Here is a 20,231-nt window from a genome sequence, read left to right on the forward strand (position 1 = left end):
CATATAAAAAGAACAATGAAGATAAAACAAGAACTTTTAACAAGATTCATGCTAAAACTAAATTATTGGAACATAAAAAAAATGAAAAAGAAAAAAATCACACAAGTTTTTGAAAGAGCCGAATGATTTATAACCAAAATATTTATATGCAATAATGCATAAATATTTGAAAGAGGTGAAAAAATGAAAGTAAGTAAAACATTGATAATATGTTTAAGTATATTTTTTGTAATAATCACTTCAAGTATGGTCTTTGCAGGAAATACTATGGTTGATGAATCTGATGATTCAGGAAATATTTCTTCATTAGATGATAACGAAACTGATGATTCAGGAAATATTTCTTCATTAGATGATAACGAAACTGATGATTCAGGAAATATTTCTTCATTAGATGATAACGAAACTGATGATTCGGAGAATATTACTGATGATATTGTTCTATTAGATGATAACGAAACTGATGATTCGGAGAATATTACTGATGATATTGTTCCAATAGATGATAACGAAACTGATGATTCGGAGAATATTACTGATGATATTGTTCCAATAGATGATAACGAAACTGATGATTCAGGAAATATTACTTCAGTAAAGGATAATCTAAGAACCGATAATAATCGGAATGAGGATGGACAATTATCCTATTTAAATAAACATCATACTGGAAATCCTATAATTTTAGCATTATTAGCTCTTTCAGCAGTTTGTTTTGTATCTAAAAGAAAATAAATTTATTAATTAAATTAAAAATTTTAGTTTTAAACATTAATTAAAATTTAAGGAAGTTAAAGTTCATGAATGAACTTTATACTTTTATTAATTTTGGCTCTTTCAAAAACTTGTGTGATTTTTTTCTTTTTCATTTTTTTATGTTCCAATAATTTAGTTTTGGCATGAATCTTGTTAAAAGTCCTTGTTTTATCTTCATTGTTCTTTTTATATGTTTTGGGAATACTTTTTGGAAGATGTTTTCGATTTTATTGTTTGTTGATGGAATATTCGTGTTTTCAAGGTGGTTCGTTAATTTTTTAAAGTAAGGAATGATGAATTTCCATAGGATTTTGTATTGTGAAGTTGTTTGGAGGGTATTTTTTTATCAATTAACATGTCACGTAGTTTTTTAGCATCATCAAGTGTTTCTACATCCAATATTTTTATAAATGTCTTGTTTTAATTCTGTTAAGATTTCTTTTTCTTCATCTGTTAGTTGGTTTTTATTAAAATAGTCTTTAAATCTTTTTATGTTTTGTTTCACGTGAAATTTGCAGAAATGATGTTTTACTTTTAGTTTATCTATTGCTTCTCGATATTCATGTTTTAAGTCTGTTTCCTATTGATATTTTTCTTTTGATTTCTTAGTGATTCGTTTAAGAATTGATAAATGGTCTTGGAATCTTCTGATTCGACTAATTTGACTGAAACTAAAGTATTCAGTTTAACGTCGAATAATGCTAAAAATATAATATCCAAATCCCATTAATTTTAACCCAAAGACTGTCGAATAAATAATAAACCATAAATAAGTCCAATTTTGATAGTTAAATTGATAATTTGAGTTTTAATAATATGTTTTCTATGCTTTGATGTGAGATTTCGATGTTGTGTTGATTTTTTAAGTCAAATCGCATTTTGTGGATTTTCACAACCAAATCGAGAAAGATCATCATATTGACGGAATTCAGAAAAAACTCTGGAATAAAATCGGAAAGTTTATATTCTTTTAACTCCATACAATCATATGGAGCTTTAATATTCTTATTAGACATATTAATATTTAAGTTCCACCTTATATATTAATTTTACTACTTTTAAATTAAAAATAAAGAAAAAATTAAACGAAAAAATTTCGTGGCTCAAAAAATAGTAAAAATTCAAATCACACAAGTTTTTGAAAGAGACTGATTTATGTTGAATGCCATCTATTCACATCAACTCTTGGTTTGCTTTTCATTAGCTATTTTTTCATAAGTGCCCGTGAATGCAACTACACAGTCATCATTAAAGATTAGACTATGAACTGAATATAAAAACGTACTGTTCATTAAAAGTTCAAGAATTTAAGACAGGAAAAATGCGGATTTAAAACACAGATAAAAAAATAAGTTTATATAAAATGGAATCTTAGGCCTTCAAAAATCATGATAACAATTGAAGGTTCATTAAATTAACGGAAGCAACATTTCCTTTAATTCAGTAAGTTCTTCAGTTAATGTGTGCCATAACACTTCAAATTCGAAATGTTCATATTGATGGGCTGCGAAATTCCTCATGCCTTTGATTTGCTTCCATGGAATACTGTCATGCTCCTGTTTAAATTCCTCAGACAATCTTCCGACATATTCACCAATTTGAACAATGCACATGCTTGTTGATAACTGAAATGATTGTGATGATTGGAATATCAGATAATTCCTTCATCCAAAAGGCTATCGGCAATGTCGCAGTATTCAATAATTTTTTCAACATATCTGATATCATTGTTTTTCATAAATCAGAACTCCGTCTTTTTTAATTATTGCTAAAAATGATTTATCTTCTATTCCGGTTGATACCACATCAACATGACAGTGTAAAATTTCTTCCAATTCCTGAACAAAACCTATATAATCCAATAAACCTTTAATGTCTCCACGATCAATGAAAAAATCCAAATCACTATCCTCTTTTGCTTCACCACGTGCATAAGAGCCGAATAGACTCATACTATCAACACCATATTCCTGAGCAACAGGTATGGCTTTCTGTTTAATTTCCTCAATAGTATAAATCATGAAAAATCACCTTTAATTTAATAGTTAATTATAATTTTCATTTATTATAAATTCTTTGAAAATGCAACATTCCTAGAAACTTAAGGGTTTTCCAGATGAAATTTTTAATTATTATCATTATTAATAACATTGTTATATCACGTTTAGAGGAGGATTTGGTTTCTTTCAAAAACTTGTGTGATTTGAATTTTTACTAGTTTTTGAGCCATGAAATTTTTTCGTTTAATTTTTTCTTTATTTTTAATTTAAAAGTAGTAAAATTAATATATAAGGTGGAACTTAAATATTAATATGTCTAATAAGAATATTAAAGCTCCATATGAATGTATGGAGTTAAAAGAATATAAACTTTCCGATTTTATTCCAGAGTTTTTTCTGAATTCCGCCAATATGATGATCTTTCTCGATTTGGTTGTGAAAAATATTGCTGATAATCTATATTAGACTGGAAAAAAGAGGAAAAAACTTATTTTGAAAAATAGAATTAGTATTTTATCCAAGTTGTAAATCAAAAGATGCTGTTAAAAATGGAACTTACGAAAGGAAACTAATATTTTTTTAAGAATTGGAGAACAAATTTGTACTATTCAAAAATATAAATGCAAAAAAATGCGGTAAAGTTTTTTTTATATACTAATTTATCTTCACTTGTTTATTCTAATTCTAATATTACATTACTGGTTGTTGAGTGTATTGAAAATTTATATCAAATTTTATGGTGCAGGGCTCCCACAAAATACGATTTGACTTAAAAAATCAACACAACATCGAAATCTCACACCAAAGCATAGAAAACATATTATTAAAACTCAAATTATCAATTTAACTATCCAAATTGGACTTATTTATGGTTTATTATTTATTTGACAGTCTTTGGGTTAAAATTAATGGGATTTGGATATTATATTTTTAGCATTATTCGACGTTAAACTGAATACTTTAGTTTCAGTCAAATTAGTCGAATCAGAAGATTACAAGACCATTTATCAATTCTTAAACGAATCACTAAGAAATCTAAAGAAAAATATCAATAGGAAACAGACTTAAAACATGAATATCGAGAAGCAATAGATAAACTAAAAGTAAAACATCATTTCTGCAAATTTCACGTGAAACAAAACATAAAAAGATTTAAAGACTATTTTAATAAAAACCAACTAACAGATGAAGAAAAAGAAATCTTAACAGAATTAAAACAAGACATTTATAAAAATATTGGATGCAGAAACACTCAATGATGCTAAAAAAACTACGTGACATGTTAATTGATAAAAAAATACCCTCCAAACAACTTCACAATACAAAATCCTATGGAAATTCATCATTCCCAACTTTAAAAAATTAACAAACCACCTTGAAAACACAAATATTCCATCAACGAACGATAAAACAAGGACTTTTAACAAGATTCATGCTAAAACTAAATTATTGGAACATAAAAAAATGAAAAAGAAAAAAATCACACAAGTTTTTGAAAGAGCCATTAAATAATTGACACCATCAATATTACAATAATTATCACTGAAATAAATAAAAACTTTTTTAAGCCTTCAATTGTTTTTAATTCAAATGGTAAAATTCTATTTAAAATATCTGGAGATAACAGTAAACAACCACAGATAAAAGACAAAATAAAATAAAATATTGCAATGTTTACCGGATAACTCTTTAAAAATATGGAATTTAAAATATTATGGGTAGACATTCCTAATGGTCCCATAACAAAGATTGTTCCAATTAAATAATAAAAAACAGGATGATATCCAAAAACTTTTTTATAATATGCATCTCCATTTTCACATTCAACTTTTAACCATCTTGAATTTTCATTTTTATAAACATTTAATCGCAAAAACATGAAAATAAATGGAAAATAACTGGTTAAACTAAATGCAATAGCAGAATAAATGCCTCCTTGAACTAAACCTATGCCAAATGAGGCAAATGATAATCCAATACATAAACATCCTAGTAATATGACCATATGATATGAAAAACCAGAAAATTCAGAATCAAATATTCCATATTTTTCATCAATAAAATCTCTTTAGGAATAAATCAGGATGGAATATACTGCTGAAGAAATAATTCCTCCAATTATTATAAAATTTGAAATAATAAAATTATGGGAAATGAGGAATAAAATTAATCCTCCAAGTCCCATAATAATAATTCCAATAATAAAACATCGTATAGCACATAATTTAAGTTCATGTTTATTATAAAATTGAAATTCCATTTAATGCACCTCCACTATTAGAAAATTTATCATATAACTGCGAAAATAGAAATTGCAATGATGATAGTCCAAAATTAATTAAAAAATCTTTCCCACGTTCTTTGAAAGTTTTATCATCTAAATTCTTATAAATTATCAACCTTGTAGAAACCATATCAAAATTTATGGTAACATCGAATTTATTTAGTTGTTTTGTCTAAATAAGTCATATAAATTCTTTATTTTTAATTTTAACATGTTTTTCATTCATTATTATTTTTCACTTGAACATGTACTTAGCAAAAAAATTTTTCCAAAAATGCTTAGATTTTAATTTTAAGCGATTTAATTACTTTAATTTTTTTACACTTGAAATATAACTTACTACTATCCAAATAATACGATAAATAACTATATATAGTAAAATGGAGAATATATATTAATATGAAGACAAAAATAAAATATTCTCCATATTATTTATTTGAATTCAAGACAGTTAAACCTTTTGGATTTTGGACTTAAAATTAACAAATGAAACTCAAGAAGAAAAACTATTTTTTCCATTGCTAAACATGAAAATATATGCTGTTAAAATTTTGTTGAATTGACCTATAAACTATTTCCAGATGGATTTTTTTCCAAAGTATTTCCTGTGATTACAGGCAATCTATTATGTACAATCAGCCCCGCAATTATTCACTATTTTAGCAATGAAAACCTATTTAAAGACAACCTATCGCGAAATAATTGAATGTTTGGAGCTTATGGATAAAATAAGAAAATTCCTAGGTCTTAATAAGCTACCACACTTCACAACTATTCAAAAAATTCTTTGTAAAAGAATTTCAGACACCATAATTAAAAGATTTAAATGACTTAATTAATTTTTATGCATCCATCAGAATGTAAAATTAGTTGCCATATGGATGGAACAGGAACACAAGTGACTATGCTGACCATTATTACGCAAAAATAAGGGGAAAATGCAGAAAATGCTTACATTAAAAACCAATATTGCAATCAAATGTTGACACACGAATGATCCTAAAATTACGCAGCAAATAAAAGTCCAAAACATGATACACAATTCGCATTACCTTCAATTAGACAATTAATACCATACAAACCCCCTATTACATACTAGCAGACAAGGCATATGATTTCCGAAGAAATAAGAAAAATGCATAAAATGAAGAAGTAGGAGCATTCGACCAAATACCATTAAAAAAAAGGTGCGACAACAGGACATTATAGATTAAATAGCGCTACAATCCTTCTGGCATGATGTCAATGCACGAAGAATGAATGTTGAAAGCGTAATTTCCGTAATAAAAAGAAGAATTTAATGGCATTAATTTTAGTAGAAATACAAGACAACAGAATAAAGAAACAAAACTCAAAGATGTATTATATAACATTTACAGAACCATACAAATTTTTTAGAAGAGGGTTTCTACAAGGTTGTATTTTTACTGTTTGGTCATTTTTATCGCTTCCTTTTTTTAGTAATTTTTTGTATTTTTTGCTGGTTTTGAATTTTATTATTCCTAATTTTACTAATTTTAATTTATATGAACCACAGTATTTGTTTTTTGTTAGTCTTACATTGTTATTGTTGTTTTGTATTCTGAAACTTTCTTTTTTGTTCTTTTTGCTTTTAAATCTGGGATGGGCTGATTTTAAATTAGGATTAAAGTATCTTTTAAATGCTGTATTCAAGTCTCTTAGCGTTTGCTGTAAGCTGCTTGACTCAGATAATTCTAAAAAAGTATTATCTTCTTTCAGCATGTCTAAAATGATATTGCATGAAGTATTATTGACTTTAATATGTGAATCAAATCCATATTTTATTAATAATTTCTTTGTTTAAAATATTTTATGAAACTTAATGTTTGATTCCATACAAACCTTGAATTACCGAAATCTGCTCAATTTTACTAATACTAACAATCTTTTCATCTTTATCATTAAAATCTGCTTTAGATGGATAAATACGGATTTTTAAATTCTTATTAACAAATTCAGTAATAATAATCACAACCTAAATGATGATAGTTAAGATATTTTTTAAAAGTGTTATACTAAATAATAATATAAATAAGATAATATATAAAAAAAGTGGTAGAGCGTTTGATAAGTAATATTTTTTACCAAACACACCCTTTTTTTGTGAAATTCATCTCCGACCTACAGAGGTCGGAATATTCTTTCACATTTAAGATAAAAGGGAAAATAAATAATATTTCCCAATTAATATTTTACATCAATGAAAATATTTTTATTGGCACGAATATTACATTATCAACTTTTTCAATTGTTTTTGTTGTATCCGATATAACAATTCCATGTGGAGATTTATACCTCCTTATCGCATCCTTAATTTGATTATCATCCTTATTACCATACCCCACTTCTATTGGAATTACTTCATCAAAATCTTTTTTTATTATAAAGTCAACCTTTTGTTTTTTCACTTTATGGGTGTCGTAGAATATACTGAATTCAAAGAACTGTTCACTATTTTTCAGGTTGACAAGGTTTGATCCGACTAATGTTTCAAGCAATATTCCTTCATATTCTGTTAAGTTTATTGATGAAAATCCAAATTTTGTATTTATTGCATGCATTATGCTTGGTGTTGCGAAATAATATTGCCATGATTTTTTTGCTCTTGCATTTGCACCAGCATAGGGTTCTATGTGAAATATCAAATGAGTCTTTTCAAGCAAGTCCATTATTGTACTAACAGTTCCCGCAGAAGTTTTGATTTTATTTGCAAGTGCATTTTGTGAAATGTCCCCAGGATATTTTTCCGCTAAAAATTTCATTAATCTTAATGCATTTGTTTGTGTATTTGCAGTCAGGTTATTCATTGTCCCTAAATCTTTTGTTACTACAGTTTCAACTGAGTAGTATAATTTTTTAAATGCATTTCTGTGATTCGTATCATGCATCACTGATGGAAATCCACCAAATTTAAAATAATTATCCCAATCCATTGAATGATAATTTTTTAGATTTAATAAATCCTGATTTACCTGCTTTTCTTTTATTATTGCATCATCAACATTACCATTAAATACTAAATCTATTAAATTGTTGGAAATGTCTGTGTGATAATTATATTTTAATTTTAAGTGTTGTGAATAATTTAAGGGAGTTATTGGATATCTTATCATCCTTCTTGCAGCTTCCGCACTATATTCAAGATTTATTGCTGATGAACCTGTGAAAATCGCAAATATGTTTTTAGATTTATCAGTGATTATTTTACCTGAAATTGACCAATCTTTATCAAAGTGTGATTCATCAATTAATAAAAATAACTTTTCATCAAGTGTTTGTAGTGATGAGTTGTGAAATGTTTTTAGATAATATTTGATGGTATCATAGATGTCACAATCTTCTATTTTATTTAATTCTTCACAGGAAAAATATAGTATCTGCTCATACTTGATATTTTTTATATTTAACAAATAGTCATATATCTGAAATAGGATTGTTGTTTTTCCAACACCTCTAAGACCAGGCAATACAATATAACGATTAACATTATTTCCATCAATGAATTCATCTATAAATGTTTTTATTTCTTCAAAATCATTCCTATGGTTAAATTTAACACCCATATTTGATAATTCATTGTTTAAAGATAAAGGAGTATCTGTTATTTGACTTTGTAAAAAATCATGAATTGAATCTTCATTTTCAGGATTCATAATAATCCACCTCTTTAATAATATATTGAATGACAAAATATAAATACTTATTCAATATATTGAATGATTATATATAAAAGAATATTCAATAAAATCTACAATATTGGAAAATTTATTACACTTTAAAATGTTTATAACAAAGACAATATACTGAAATAACAATACAAAATATAAACCCCCACCAAAAGAATGCAAAATGACCTTGAAAAATAATCATTCATAAAACTTATTTAAATCAAATAAAACAAAAAACGTTAATTTTCAAATTTAAAACTTTGCATTAACCTAAAATAAATAAAAAATAATATAAAACAATCAATAGATCATCTAACCCTAAAAAATCAATTAATTTTTTGTTGCCCGTATACTATACAAAATATTTACTACTTTTCGCTCTCAAATTATAATATAAAACTAAGAAGTATATATATTTTTATTACTTTTATTTTTACCCATTATTTCAAAAATTTTATTACTTGTTTTATATAAGAAAATATAATAATTAATATAATAAAAGTGGTGATGAGATGGTACGGAACTTTTTATAATCTATTTGAGATAGGAGTTTTAGTACTTTTAGAATTTTCATTAAGGTAATGTTCAACAAGAATCATGTTTATTTTTTCATCTACAAATTTCGATATTTGTCGAGTATTAATTAAACTCTCAGAAGATATCCTTTAAAGTAGTTAATAATTTCTTGGGAATCAATTAATTCTTTATCTTCATCACTTAATAACTCATATTTTTTATTAACTTTATTTGTGAGAATTTTGGTTATAGCATCATTATTTAATTTTTTAAATTCAATTATTTTATCAAATCTAAAAAATAGTGGATCCCCTATATTCTTTCTAATGTCTTTAATATTAAGATAATTTGAAGTGCAAATAATAATTGAATTTTTCAACGGAACTTTATAATTTGAATCTTCAAATATGCCTTCATCAAATAATTGATAAAAAGCATCATGGAAAACATTAGCTGCTTTATCAAATTCATCCAATAAGATTATATTGGATTCACGTTCGAGTAAATCTCTTGCAAAAGACGCTTGCATATGAGCTCCACCAAAAAGGTATTCAGAAAATTTATTATTTTGAAACATTGAAAATTGTTTTCTAAATAATTCATCGCCTACAATTTCAGATAAAAATTTTGCTGTTTCAGTTTTTCCAACACCTGATGGTCCATAAAAAAGCAAACATATAGGTTTATTTCTATTATATCCCATAAGTAAATCATATAATGAAGTTAATAACTCATCTTTAACATGATTTTGGCCCACTATTCTTTCACTGAACTTTTCATTAATCCTAAGAAACTTTTCGGAGGTTAATTTAGGATAATCATAAATTTCGATTGTTACATCATCATAAATGTTTTCTATCAATCGTTTAATATTTTCTGGAGGGTTTTGAAGATAAATTTGGTCAAATTCATCTGCTTTCAAAATCATATCAAAATTTTGTATAGCGCTTTCACTTATTCCAGAATAATTTTCAGAGTATCCTACTAAATAATCAAAATACTCCAAAGGCCTATTTATTTTGTTATCTACAATTTTCACAAGATCATTTAATAACAAACGATTTCCAGAAGGGATGTGTTCTTCAAAAGCTTTTTTAGGGCCAATGAAAATGTTTATCTCAACCATGTTGAACCCCCGCCAAAATTACATCATAAACTTTAAGTTTTGTATTACAATCATGTTTATTTTCTAATTCTTTGATATTATTTGCTATATCTTCGTAAGGTGTTAATTCATTGGAAATATCTAAGAGATATTCTTCAGTTTCACCGACTAGGATGCCGTAATAGGTTAAATCCATTTTAGTCAAATCTGCAAGTGTGTATTTATTTCTAAAAGAAGCAATATTAAATCTTAAAACAACTTTATTTTCACCATATTCTGCAATCATCTCATAATATCCTTTTCCACCTTCAAAGACATTGTCCATGGAAGAAATATCAATTGGGATTGCAATTCCGTCTGCTAACTTATCAGAAAACATCTTTAAAAATGGAGTGAACATCTTAAAGTAGGCAAAAGAATTGGGATATGGTCTGATAGAATAATTGTTGAATTCACGTATTTCACTGTCATCAAGTTCTTCAATGAAATCACTTAATAAAGAGTTAGTAATAGTCTTTTGAATAAAACTACCCTTCATAATTTTCATAACTGAGTTCCCCTTCCGCTTTTGCCGTTCCAATTAAAAAAGGTAATTTAGCCCATAATTTTCCTTTAAGAGACAAATCTTTAATTTTATCAGTTTTACCTAATTCCTTATTTATTTCATCCAACATACCACCATTTTTAATAATTAAATAATCTGTTGCTGAAATTTCATCAAAATAAATAATTTTTATAACATTGGATTTATTTTCATCATCATTACTCATCATTACACTACCCGGTTATTTCAATAAATTTAATACAATTCTTCAATTTTATGAAATTTAATTTTTTAAAATTTTCGACTAACTCATTTTTTCTAATTTACAATTAACCTAAAATATTTGTCGTTAACTCATTTTTAGTTTTTAAAAAAAAATTCGTATAAAATCTGATGGGCAGTAGGTATTGCCTTTACATTTCATTATGGTTGGTTGTTGCCATTTTACTTTTTTCTTGGTATAATATTATGTTAATGCTTGTATAATTATTGTTCGGTAAAATGCGAACTATATTGTATAACAATATAAATTTATTATATAATTTATATAATTATAATAATAAACAATATAATAAAATATAAGAAATGAGACTCTTTCAAAAACTTTGTTGATTTTCAAAATCCTTTTTGCGATTGTCATTCCAAATTAAATCTCTGCGATAGATTCGTTTTAAAACACCTCGTTTGGTCTTGAATGTTCTTTTTCTAGATTTTGGCATTGTTTTTTGGAAGGCATTTTCAATTTTGTTACTTGTTTTTTCAATTCGTTTATCTTTTAAGTGATGAATAAAGCTTTTATATCGAGGAGTGATTGATTTTTCTGATTATTTTGTAAATAACTGGATGAAAATCATCTTTGCGATAAATTAAAGATTGTACTTCATTTTTGAATTCATCGTAATCATTTAAATCGAATAAATCTTTGATTATTTTCAGTTGTTTGTGGCATTCTTGATATTCTTCGTCAGAAATGAGATTTTTATCTTTAAACGTAAAAGTTTTTAATTGTTTATTTAAACTTTTTTTAGTATGGAAAATACATAATTGGTGTTTAAAACCTAGTTTTGGTATAATTGAGGCATATTTTTTATCTAAATCTGTTGTGATTGCAATTTTATTTTTATTTACTGTAGATTCTCTTAAAAACTTCTCAACAGTGTTTTCATCTTCAGTATCGTAAATTGCATCGGCTACGATGCAATTTGAAATTGAATCAAGTAAGGTGTGTCGATATTTCCATTCTCCATTGATTTTTATCCATTCTACATCAAAGACATAATATCCCGAGCAACGACCTAAATCAAATTCTAAAATGTTTTCATCAACAAAAAGCCAATTTTCAATCGTTTGATGTGAAACTGTTATTCCAAAGAATTTTTTAAAAGATTTACAAACATTTTTCAAGCTTCCCAGATAATCTGAAATTAAATGCTCTGATTTACTTTTCAATTCATTCGTAAAATTACTGTTTTTATCAACAAGACTTGTTAAATCAGTTTGAAAGGTTTTACCACAACGTTTACAAATATAACGCTGAACTTTCACCTTAGTTTTGCCTATTTCTTTAAATACTAATGTTCTTTTTGTAAAACCATATTTAACTACATGACGAGTTCCACAATGAGTGCATCGAGCTAAACTCATTTTAAAATACGGAACATCCTTCTTAAAACTCAAATCAAAAGATTTCAGAGCCTTTTGACAGGATTTAAAAATTTTCACAAAACGAGGATCTGAAAGGACAAATCCATCATTAAAATCACAAAATATATATTGTTTAACATCTAAAATACTATTTGGAGTATTTGTTTTTTGATTAGGCATAATAAAAACTTTTACTCCCACCTATTTATTAAATTTAACTATTTTTAGACAAAATTAAAAATTCCAAACTAATTTTCATCAAAAAATTTCAAATCAACAAAGTTTTTGAAAGAGCCAGAAATGATTATTATGGGAATTACTGATTATATTAAAACAAGACTATTGAATAATAGGGTGGAACAGTACAACACCAAGCGCAGCTATTGGGGTGAAGATGAAAGACAACCTAGAACTGATGGAATAAATACTGGCCTTGACTTGCCGGATGTGCTTCCGCCAGTTATTAATAAGACAATAGCTAATGCACGTTATGCTGTTAAACTTGACGGTTATACTTCAGGTATATTGAAAAACAGAATTGATAAAGCTAATGTTAATATGGTGCTTGTTGATAAGGAAAATAAATTATCTCAAGAGCAGAAATTGACATTAATTTTGTGGACCAGAAAAATTGACATTTCTCAAGTTGCTAAAAATATTCTGCAAGGTGGAATGGTTGATGGGGAAGGTCTAATTAAACCTGTACAACGTTGGGATAAAAGCATTGGCAAATACATTAAACCTGTATTTTTAGAAATAGGTGCACACGGTTACGGATTAAAAAAAGAGTTTAATGATGATAATGAAGTGCAGCTATATCTTCATGAAATGCCTAAGGATATTGTTGCTGGATCTCCTGAAGAGTTTGATAATTATGTTAGTGTTGAAGAAGGAACATTAACGGTCAAGTATGAACCTGAAGATGTTATTAACTTCATGTATAATGAAATTTATTGTGAAGCTCAAAGCATTATCCTAAATTGCCTTGATGATATATACCACAAGTGTAATTTGGAACGAAATCAAGTGGAACGTATCAACAAAGATAATATTATTGAAGTTAAACCTGCAATGGATGCAAACGGTCAACCTTATATTACTGAACTTTCATCTACTGCTAAGGAAAATCTTTATGCTGATTATGGAACTACTACCGGAAGTAATGTAGCTATTGTGCCTCCAGGAATTGAAAGTAAAATCTTAGGGGGTAACAACTACCAGTCTGACTATACAAGGCAAACCGAAATCTTTAGGAATAATATTTTAAGAACTTTTGTAACTCCTCAGTCTCAGGCAGGTAATGAAAAATCAAATCAGAATGTTGCCGAGTACATTAATGATTCAGCTATCACTGGGTTTATTGTTAATGTGGCCAACGACCAGAAATGGGTGTTAAAGTATTGTAATCAGCTATTGAATATGCAACTGGAGCTGATGGGTATTAGTGAAAGTTTAGATATCTACTTCAGCTATTCAAGAGATGATGTTTTAAGATACATTATGGAACTTTCTTCTGAAGGTGATGAAATCTATAAAAATTATCTCAGTAACTTTGAGGAAGAACAGCCTGTTGGTGAGAGGATTGTAACTGATGCAGGTGTTGAAGTATAGTTTAAGAAATGAAATGACCAACGCACTATTAATTATATTTATCTAAGAAAGTTGGTCCATCATTCTTTATTTGCGAAAACGGAAGTATATCTATAGGTGTTTCCTTTAAATAAATTATAGATAACTCTTGGGATACAATAAAAAATGAAAAAACTTTATAATCTTTTAAATCATGCCCAATTTTATTGCCTAATTTATCTAGATTATTTTTTATCCAAATATCTCTTCTTTGGTGTTTTTTTATCCATTCTTTATTATCGAAAAATTTTTCTATTTCATGAAAAATCTCACGAGGATTTCGTGCACCTTCAATATCTTTGCATTCAATTGAAAATAAATGTTTTTCATTGTTATCTAACAATAAAATATCAATATCACCATATTTTGGATTGGCTTTTACTATTTTATCTATCTTCACATTTTGTTTTAAATAAAATTTTTCAGAGGCATCTAAATTATCTTCAAACCATTTAAAAACTCTTTCATTAAACTCTTTTCCTTTTATATCCCCCATTTTACCAACAAATGACTTGAATTTTTTTGAAGAATTATCAGTTTTATATAATCCTTTAAAAATTAAATGTAATAAATCTGAAAAGGAATGAAGAGCATTTCTAAAACCATATATCACTGTTTCATCTTCATTATTTTTAATAATTAAAGGTTTTAAATGATAAGATAAAGGTCTTCTAAAAACCCATGGATTGATATCGTTTTTACTATAACCTTCAGGAGGATTATCCCATTTTTCGCGATGACTTAATGAAAAATTTTCTATGGCTTTCACTGATTTTTCATATTCCCATTCTAACTCACTTTTCAAAATATCTATTAAGTTAGATTTAGAGATAACAACAACATCTTTTTCGTCATCTACAGCTAATTTTATTAGTATGGAAATAAAATCAGCATAGTCCGTTAAATTAATTCCAAATTCCGATTTGAATGCCTCTTCTTCTTCATCACTTGGGTTTTCTCCACCATCATTATAATGAAGGATATTTATAGAAAGATTAATCATATGTTCTAATGTTCTTTTAGTTCTAAAAGTATCAAGAATATCATCTAAATTAGTTTCAGTTCCAAAACGACCGGATTCTAAAGGAGTGATTTCGAAATCCACATGTTCAGATTTTATATAATCACTGCTAAATGCCCATTCAATATAATTATTGGATAAAGCCATTAACTGGTCAAAGCTTTCCTTCGATATTTTTACTTTGCTATTAAAGTTTTGTTCCGCAGATAAAAGTTCTATTAAAAACCTTGTTGGCAATCCCATTTTATCTAACTCATGCTCTTCATAGACAATTTCTTCCAAAACGCCAGAATCTTTATCATAATTATTAAAATAGTATACATTATTAAATGATGACCGGGCAAATAGAATATTTTCATAATTTAAAATTAACTTTTGGATAAGATCATCCCAATCATATTTCGCAATTTCTTTTTTAATACAATCCAGATAATATCCAACAATTCTATGGCTTAGTTCGATAGATTGGTCTTTAGTTAACTTCTGATTATAATCATACTCACATTGGACTTTATTTACTAAGCCATCCATTGCTGATTGGACATTATGTTCTTGCAATAATCTTATTTGATTTTTTACAGGAATATTATTGATATCTTTAGAAGTATAAATTAACATGTGTTTCTTTAAGTCGGAATGTGATTTTTCATCGATAATTTCACATCTGCGTTCTTCGGTTAATGTATTTTCTAAACTATTTTTTTCTAATAACTTTCCAATTAGTTTTAAAATTTCATCCATTAAAAGCAGGTCTGCTTCATTATTTTTCTGATTTGCTATAGGTTTCAAATATTTACTAATTTTAAACTTAATTTCTGCCTCAGATATATTGCTAGAAATAATTAAATTTTCTTTAATGTTATTTGTTATTTTAATATTCAAATCTAAATCATTATCTTCTTCAAGGCTAAATGAAATTAAAATAGGTCTATCATTTAATGGTTTCAAATCTTTATAAAGTTCATCACTAAACTGCCAAATCCAAAATCCTATAGCTTTAGCAATGAATGTTTCAATGTCTTTTTCAAATTTAATCCAGATATTTTGATTAATTAATTTGATTAAATATAAATTAGGGGATGTTGCATACATAAAATCATTAATTTTATTAACTAAAATAAATTTATCTCCATAAATTTCTAAGTGTGGGTCTTTATCTTTAATTGCTTTTCTTCTTAATTTTTTTGTATATTCTGATGTTTCTTCAAAGGACAAGATATATGAGTATGTCCTCTTTTTTATCAGTAACATAAAATGAATGATTTTTTTCAATATAAAAACTGAATTTATCTAAAAAACTATTTCCTTTAATATTCTTGCTTTCTAATAAATTTGCAAATTTAAAAAGAGTCAAACTATCATATTTGCCCGAATTGACGAGTATTTCAAATTCTTCACAGTTAATCATTAATACATTATTATATTTTGGTATTTCTGTATAATGTTGGCGTCCAGTCATGCCAATAAATAAAATTATAAGAATATCATCAATGGATTCATCAGAATATAGATTATTCATAACAAAATCTATCCTATTTTTTAGTATAGAATAATATTTTAAATCAATTCTTTCACAAGGTCCATTTTTACCATAATTCTTTAAATTATCGTTAACGAGGATACAATAAGCTAACTTATCTGTATCAATTTTAAAAACTTCATCTTTAAATATTGTATTTTCCCATTCAGGTAATTTATAATTGAAATCTTCAAATTGTAATATTATTTTTTTTAAATTAAATAAAATATTGGACCATAAATCTTTCTGATAGTTTCTTATAAAATTCTTTTTTTCATTAAATTTTAAAAGAGATAATAAAATGTTATGTCTAAGAGAAGTTGATAGTGCTCTAGGAAATATTATATATGTGCTTTCAATTTTTATTAAAGGAGATATTAATAATGGATTTTTGTCTGAAAATTCGGAATACATATTCATCTTAAAAAAATCTTCGAAAATATTATTTCTTTTCAATTTTTCTTTAAATTCTTTTTCAACTGATAGAACGCTATTAAAATTATTGTCACCCACTTCAATAATAAAATCATCAGCAATGTTGTTGTCAACATTGAAAAAGCCCATATACTCTTTCAATTTATTAGCATTGAGTGTGACACATTTTTTAAGATAATCTAATTCATCAATCTTGGGGAAAAATATTTCTTGCCTAAATCTATTATCAAAAACTTCATAGCGGCCGTGACCTGATTTTTTTGCAATATAATCACTTAAAAATAGAATAAATGTTGAAGTACGATAGAAATGCTTTAGGAATTCATCAGAAAAATTTGAAGAGTTTAAATGGATACTATTGAGTATTTTTTGCAATACATAATAGTCAGAAGTAGAAAGTCCATTAAATATAACATTATTTTTAAAAAATATGATATTATTTGTAAATAAAGTATCTAAAGAATCTTCTAACCAGCCTATTGGTCCTTCTGAAGGAAGATATTTTAAAAATAATTCGTTTAAATCATGACTTGTGACTATTTTATTTCCGCAATTAATATTGGAGCATGCTATTTGAGTTGCTATTTCAAGTCGAATATATTGTGATTGGTTTTCAGGACATATTGATAATGCTGCCAAAGTTTTAATTAAATCTGTCTGATTATATTTTGAAAATTCCTCTTTTAATCTTGTTAATACATCATCAGGGAGATTTTTTAAATATCTGTCTTTTTTAAGACAACAATGTTTATATTTCTTTCCACTGCCACAGGGGCATGGTTTATTTCTATCACTTTTTTTCATATAGTGCACCATGTGGGAAAATAATTTGAATACTTTAATTAACTATTAGAGTATAATTAATTTAAACTTTTTTGGAGTGTCTAATGGAAGAATTAATGTGTGAATTTTTAATTAGGAGTGTTGAAGTATAATAAATATTTATATAAAATAAGTAATAAAATATATAATAAATAATATAATAAAAAGTGATAATGATGACTCTTTCAAAAACTTTGTTGATTTTCAAAATCCTTTTTGCGATTGTCATTCCAAATTAAATCTCTGCGATAGATTCGTTTTAAAACACCTCGTTTGGTCTTGAATGTTCTTTTTCTAGATTTTGGCATTGTTTTTTGGAAGGCATTTTCAATTTTGTTACTTGTTTTTTCAATTCGTTTATCTTTTAAGTGATGAATAAAGCTTTTATATCGAGGAGTGATTGATTTTCTGATTATTTTGTAAATAACTGGATGAAAATCATCTTTGCGATAAATTTTAAAGATTGTACTTCATTTTTGAATTCATCGTAATCATTTAAATCGAATAAATCTTTGATTATTTTCAGTTGTTTGTGGCATTCTTGATATTCTTCGTCAGAAATGAGATTTTTATCTTTAAAAGTTTTTAATTGTTTATTTAAACTTTTTTTAGTATGGAAAATACATAATTGGTGTTTAAAACCTAGTTTTGGTATAATTGAGGCATATTTTTTATCTAAATCTGTTGTGATTGCAATTTTATTTTTATTTACTGTAGATTCTCTTAAAAACTTCTCAACAGTGTTTTCATCTTCAGTATCGTAAATTGCATCGGCTACGATGCAATTTGAAATTGAATCAAGTAAGGTGTGTCGATATTTCCATTCTCCATTGATTTTTATCCATTCTACATCAAAGACATAATATCCCGAGCAACGACCTAAATCAAATTCTAAAATGTTTTCATCAACAAAAAGCCAATTTTCAATCGTTTGATGTGAAACTGTTATTCAAAAGAATTTTTTAAAAGATTTACAAACATTTTTCAAGCTTCCCAGATAATCTGAAATTAAATGCTCTGATTTACTTTTCAATTCATTCGTAAAATTACTGTTTTTATCAACAAGACTTGTTAAATCAGTTTGAAAGGTTTTACCACAACGTTTACAAATATAACGCTGAACTTTCACCTTAGTTTTGCCTATTTCTTTAAATACTAATGTTCTTTTTGTAAAACCATATTTAACTACATGACGAGTTCCACAATGAGGGCATCGAGCTAAACTCATTTTAAAATACGGAACATCCTTCTTAAAACTCAAATCAAAAGATTTCAGAGCCTTTTGACAGGATTTAAAAATTTTCACAAAACGAGGATCTGAAAGGACAAATCCATCATTAAAATCACAAAATATATATTGTTTAACATCTAAAATACTATTTGGAGTATTTGTTTTTTGATTAGGCATAATAAAAACTTTTACTCCACCTATTTATTAAATTTAACTATTTTTTGAAGACAAAATTAAAAATTCCAAACTAATTTTCATCAAAAAATTTCAAATCAACAAAGTTTTTGAAAGAGCCATTTAATGATAATTTTATATAATTAAAATAATAAAATATTATATTAATTATTATATACAGGTTGTAATAGCTATGGCCAATATAAATAATACATCATCCTACATGGATGAAGACAAAAAGCAAATTATCAAAGAGTCCAACTATACCTATAGAGATGCTCTTGAAGTTTCAGCTTATCTTATTGAAGCCGGCAAGTTCGAAAGATTCTACAAGGAAATGCAAATCCATGACTTGCAAAAAGAACTTGATGAAATGGGCGATGATGAATAGCTTCAAAAAATATATCTCACGTATATAACTCTTCAAAAGAAACTGTTTTTCAATTGTGAAAGTAATATTTATTATTACTTTTATATTTTTTTTATAATAAAATTTTATATATAATACATAATAAATATATGTATTATGTTACCTGAAAAAACCAACATCAGCGCAAGAGTTGAAATAACACTCAAAAAAATAGTAGAAGAATCTATTTTTACACACAAGGACGCATACGAACTTGGAGCAATGCTAATAGCTATCGGCGATGCACAGGAAACAATAACACTAATACACAACAATCCTGATTATGAAAAGATTATGAAACAAAGGGAATACAAGTTAATTGAAGAAAGAAAACAGGAACTTGAAAGAGAATTAAGGGATTTATAGGAGAACCATCACTATGAGTCGAGTAAATTCAGACATCCATTATTTTTTAGAACAGCATGAACAGGAAATCATCAACTGCTGCAAGAA

The 20,231-nt window shown here is 26.6% G+C and carries 19 protein-coding genes; 5 read left to right on the plus strand and 14 right to left on the minus strand.

Annotated elements, in window-relative coordinates; genetic code table 11:
- Positions 1–183 precede the first annotated feature (183 nt).
- On the plus strand, positions 184–735 hold the full coding sequence (locus Q9969_RS07235) for a hypothetical protein (protein WP_305555833.1): 552 nt from the start codon (positions 184–186) through the stop codon (positions 733–735).
- Positions 736–1,026: 291 nt separating this feature from the next.
- Here Q9969_RS07235 and Q9969_RS07240 read toward each other — a convergent pair whose 3' ends face one another.
- The 3 genes from Q9969_RS07240 to Q9969_RS07250 all read right to left on the minus strand — a co-directional run bounded on the left by Q9969_RS07240 (position 1,027) and on the right by Q9969_RS07250 (position 2,777).
- Positions 1,027–1,155, minus strand: coding sequence for a hypothetical protein (locus Q9969_RS07240; RefSeq protein ID WP_305555836.1), 129 nt, complete (start codon positions 1,153–1,155; stop codon positions 1,027–1,029).
- Between the two features lie 1,010 nt (positions 1,156–2,165).
- Complete coding sequence (locus Q9969_RS07245; protein ID WP_342766066.1) at positions 2,166–2,411, minus strand: HepT-like ribonuclease domain-containing protein; 246 nt, start codon at positions 2,409–2,411, stop codon at positions 2,166–2,168.
- Positions 2,412–2,480: 69 nt separating this feature from the next.
- A complete protein-coding gene (locus tag Q9969_RS07250; protein ID WP_305555839.1) occupies positions 2,481–2,777 on the minus strand; it encodes a nucleotidyltransferase domain-containing protein in 297 nt (98 codons plus the stop codon).
- A gap of 1,109 nt (positions 2,778–3,886) precedes the next feature.
- On the opposite strand from Q9969_RS07250, the gene Q9969_RS07255 reads away from it, so the two are divergent.
- On the plus strand, positions 3,887–4,015 hold the full coding sequence (locus tag Q9969_RS07255; protein WP_305555842.1) for a hypothetical protein: 129 nt from the start codon (positions 3,887–3,889) through the stop codon (positions 4,013–4,015).
- Positions 4,016–4,260: 245 nt separating this feature from the next.
- Here Q9969_RS07255 and Q9969_RS07260 read toward each other — a convergent pair whose 3' ends face one another.
- From Q9969_RS07260 to Q9969_RS07295, 8 genes are all read right to left on the minus strand, one after another.
- Complete coding sequence (locus Q9969_RS07260) at positions 4,261–4,761, minus strand: hypothetical protein (protein WP_305555845.1); 501 nt, start codon at positions 4,759–4,761, stop codon at positions 4,261–4,263.
- Between the two features lie 1,641 nt (positions 4,762–6,402).
- Positions 6,403–6,783 (minus strand): hypothetical protein, encoded by a 381-nt coding sequence (locus Q9969_RS07265; protein ID WP_305515111.1) that lies wholly within the window; start codon positions 6,781–6,783, stop codon positions 6,403–6,405.
- A 97-nt stretch (positions 6,784–6,880) separates the two neighbouring features.
- On the minus strand, positions 6,881–7,033 hold the full coding sequence (locus Q9969_RS07270; protein WP_305555848.1) for a hypothetical protein: 153 nt from the start codon (positions 7,031–7,033) through the stop codon (positions 6,881–6,883).
- Between the two features lie 220 nt (positions 7,034–7,253).
- Positions 7,254–8,714 (minus strand): AAA family ATPase, encoded by a 1,461-nt coding sequence (locus Q9969_RS07275; protein WP_305555851.1) that lies wholly within the window; start codon positions 8,712–8,714, stop codon positions 7,254–7,256.
- Positions 8,715–9,372: 658 nt separating this feature from the next.
- On the minus strand, positions 9,373–10,371 hold the full coding sequence (locus Q9969_RS07280; RefSeq protein WP_305555855.1) for an AAA family ATPase: 999 nt from the start codon (positions 10,369–10,371) through the stop codon (positions 9,373–9,375).
- Positions 10,364–10,897, minus strand: a complete 534-nt coding sequence (locus Q9969_RS07285) for a DUF6414 family protein (RefSeq protein ID WP_305555858.1) — start codon at positions 10,895–10,897, stop codon at positions 10,364–10,366. Before Q9969_RS07285 ends, Q9969_RS07280 begins: the two co-directional genes overlap by 8 nt.
- Positions 10,878–11,123, minus strand: a complete 246-nt coding sequence (locus Q9969_RS07290) for a hypothetical protein (protein WP_305555863.1) — start codon at positions 11,121–11,123, stop codon at positions 10,878–10,880. Before Q9969_RS07290 ends, Q9969_RS07285 begins: the two co-directional genes overlap by 20 nt.
- 566 nt (positions 11,124–11,689) lie before the next feature.
- Positions 11,690–12,718: a hypothetical protein gene (locus tag Q9969_RS07295; protein ID WP_305555866.1), complete on the minus strand. Its 1,029-nt coding sequence runs from the start codon at positions 12,716–12,718 to the stop codon at positions 11,690–11,692.
- A gap of 120 nt (positions 12,719–12,838) precedes the next feature.
- On the opposite strand from Q9969_RS07295, the gene Q9969_RS07300 reads away from it, so the two are divergent.
- On the plus strand, positions 12,839–14,149 hold the full coding sequence (locus tag Q9969_RS07300; protein WP_305555868.1) for a hypothetical protein: 1,311 nt from the start codon (positions 12,839–12,841) through the stop codon (positions 14,147–14,149).
- Positions 14,150–14,177: 28 nt separating this feature from the next.
- Here the strand turns inward: Q9969_RS07300 and Q9969_RS07305 are convergent, their stop codons facing one another.
- The 3 genes from Q9969_RS07305 to Q9969_RS07315 form a co-directional block, all read right to left on the minus strand.
- A complete protein-coding gene (locus Q9969_RS07305) occupies positions 14,178–16,403 on the minus strand; it encodes a hypothetical protein (protein ID WP_305555871.1) in 2,226 nt (741 codons plus the stop codon).
- A complete protein-coding gene (locus tag Q9969_RS07310) occupies positions 16,393–17,946 on the minus strand; it encodes a methionyl aminopeptidase (RefSeq protein ID WP_305555874.1) in 1,554 nt (517 codons plus the stop codon). The genes Q9969_RS07305 and Q9969_RS07310 overlap by 11 nt, the downstream gene beginning before the upstream one ends.
- Before the next feature lie 967 nt (positions 17,947–18,913).
- Complete coding sequence (locus Q9969_RS07315) at positions 18,914–19,372, minus strand: hypothetical protein (protein ID WP_305555877.1); 459 nt, start codon at positions 19,370–19,372, stop codon at positions 18,914–18,916.
- A gap of 190 nt (positions 19,373–19,562) precedes the next feature.
- Here Q9969_RS07315 and Q9969_RS07320 point away from each other — a divergent pair, with 190 nt between their 5' ends.
- Together Q9969_RS07320 and Q9969_RS07325 are read left to right on the plus strand one after the other, a co-directional pair.
- On the plus strand, positions 19,563–19,760 hold the full coding sequence (locus tag Q9969_RS07320) for a hypothetical protein (RefSeq protein WP_305555880.1): 198 nt from the start codon (positions 19,563–19,565) through the stop codon (positions 19,758–19,760).
- 135 nt (positions 19,761–19,895) lie between these two features.
- Complete coding sequence (locus Q9969_RS07325) at positions 19,896–20,144, plus strand: hypothetical protein (RefSeq protein ID WP_305555883.1); 249 nt, start codon at positions 19,896–19,898, stop codon at positions 20,142–20,144.
- The last annotated feature ends 87 nt before the right edge of the window (positions 20,145–20,231 follow it).

It is taken from the genome of Methanobrevibacter sp. V74, assembly GCF_963082495.1.
Taxonomy (GTDB): domain Archaea; phylum Methanobacteriota; class Methanobacteria; order Methanobacteriales; family Methanobacteriaceae; genus Methanocatella.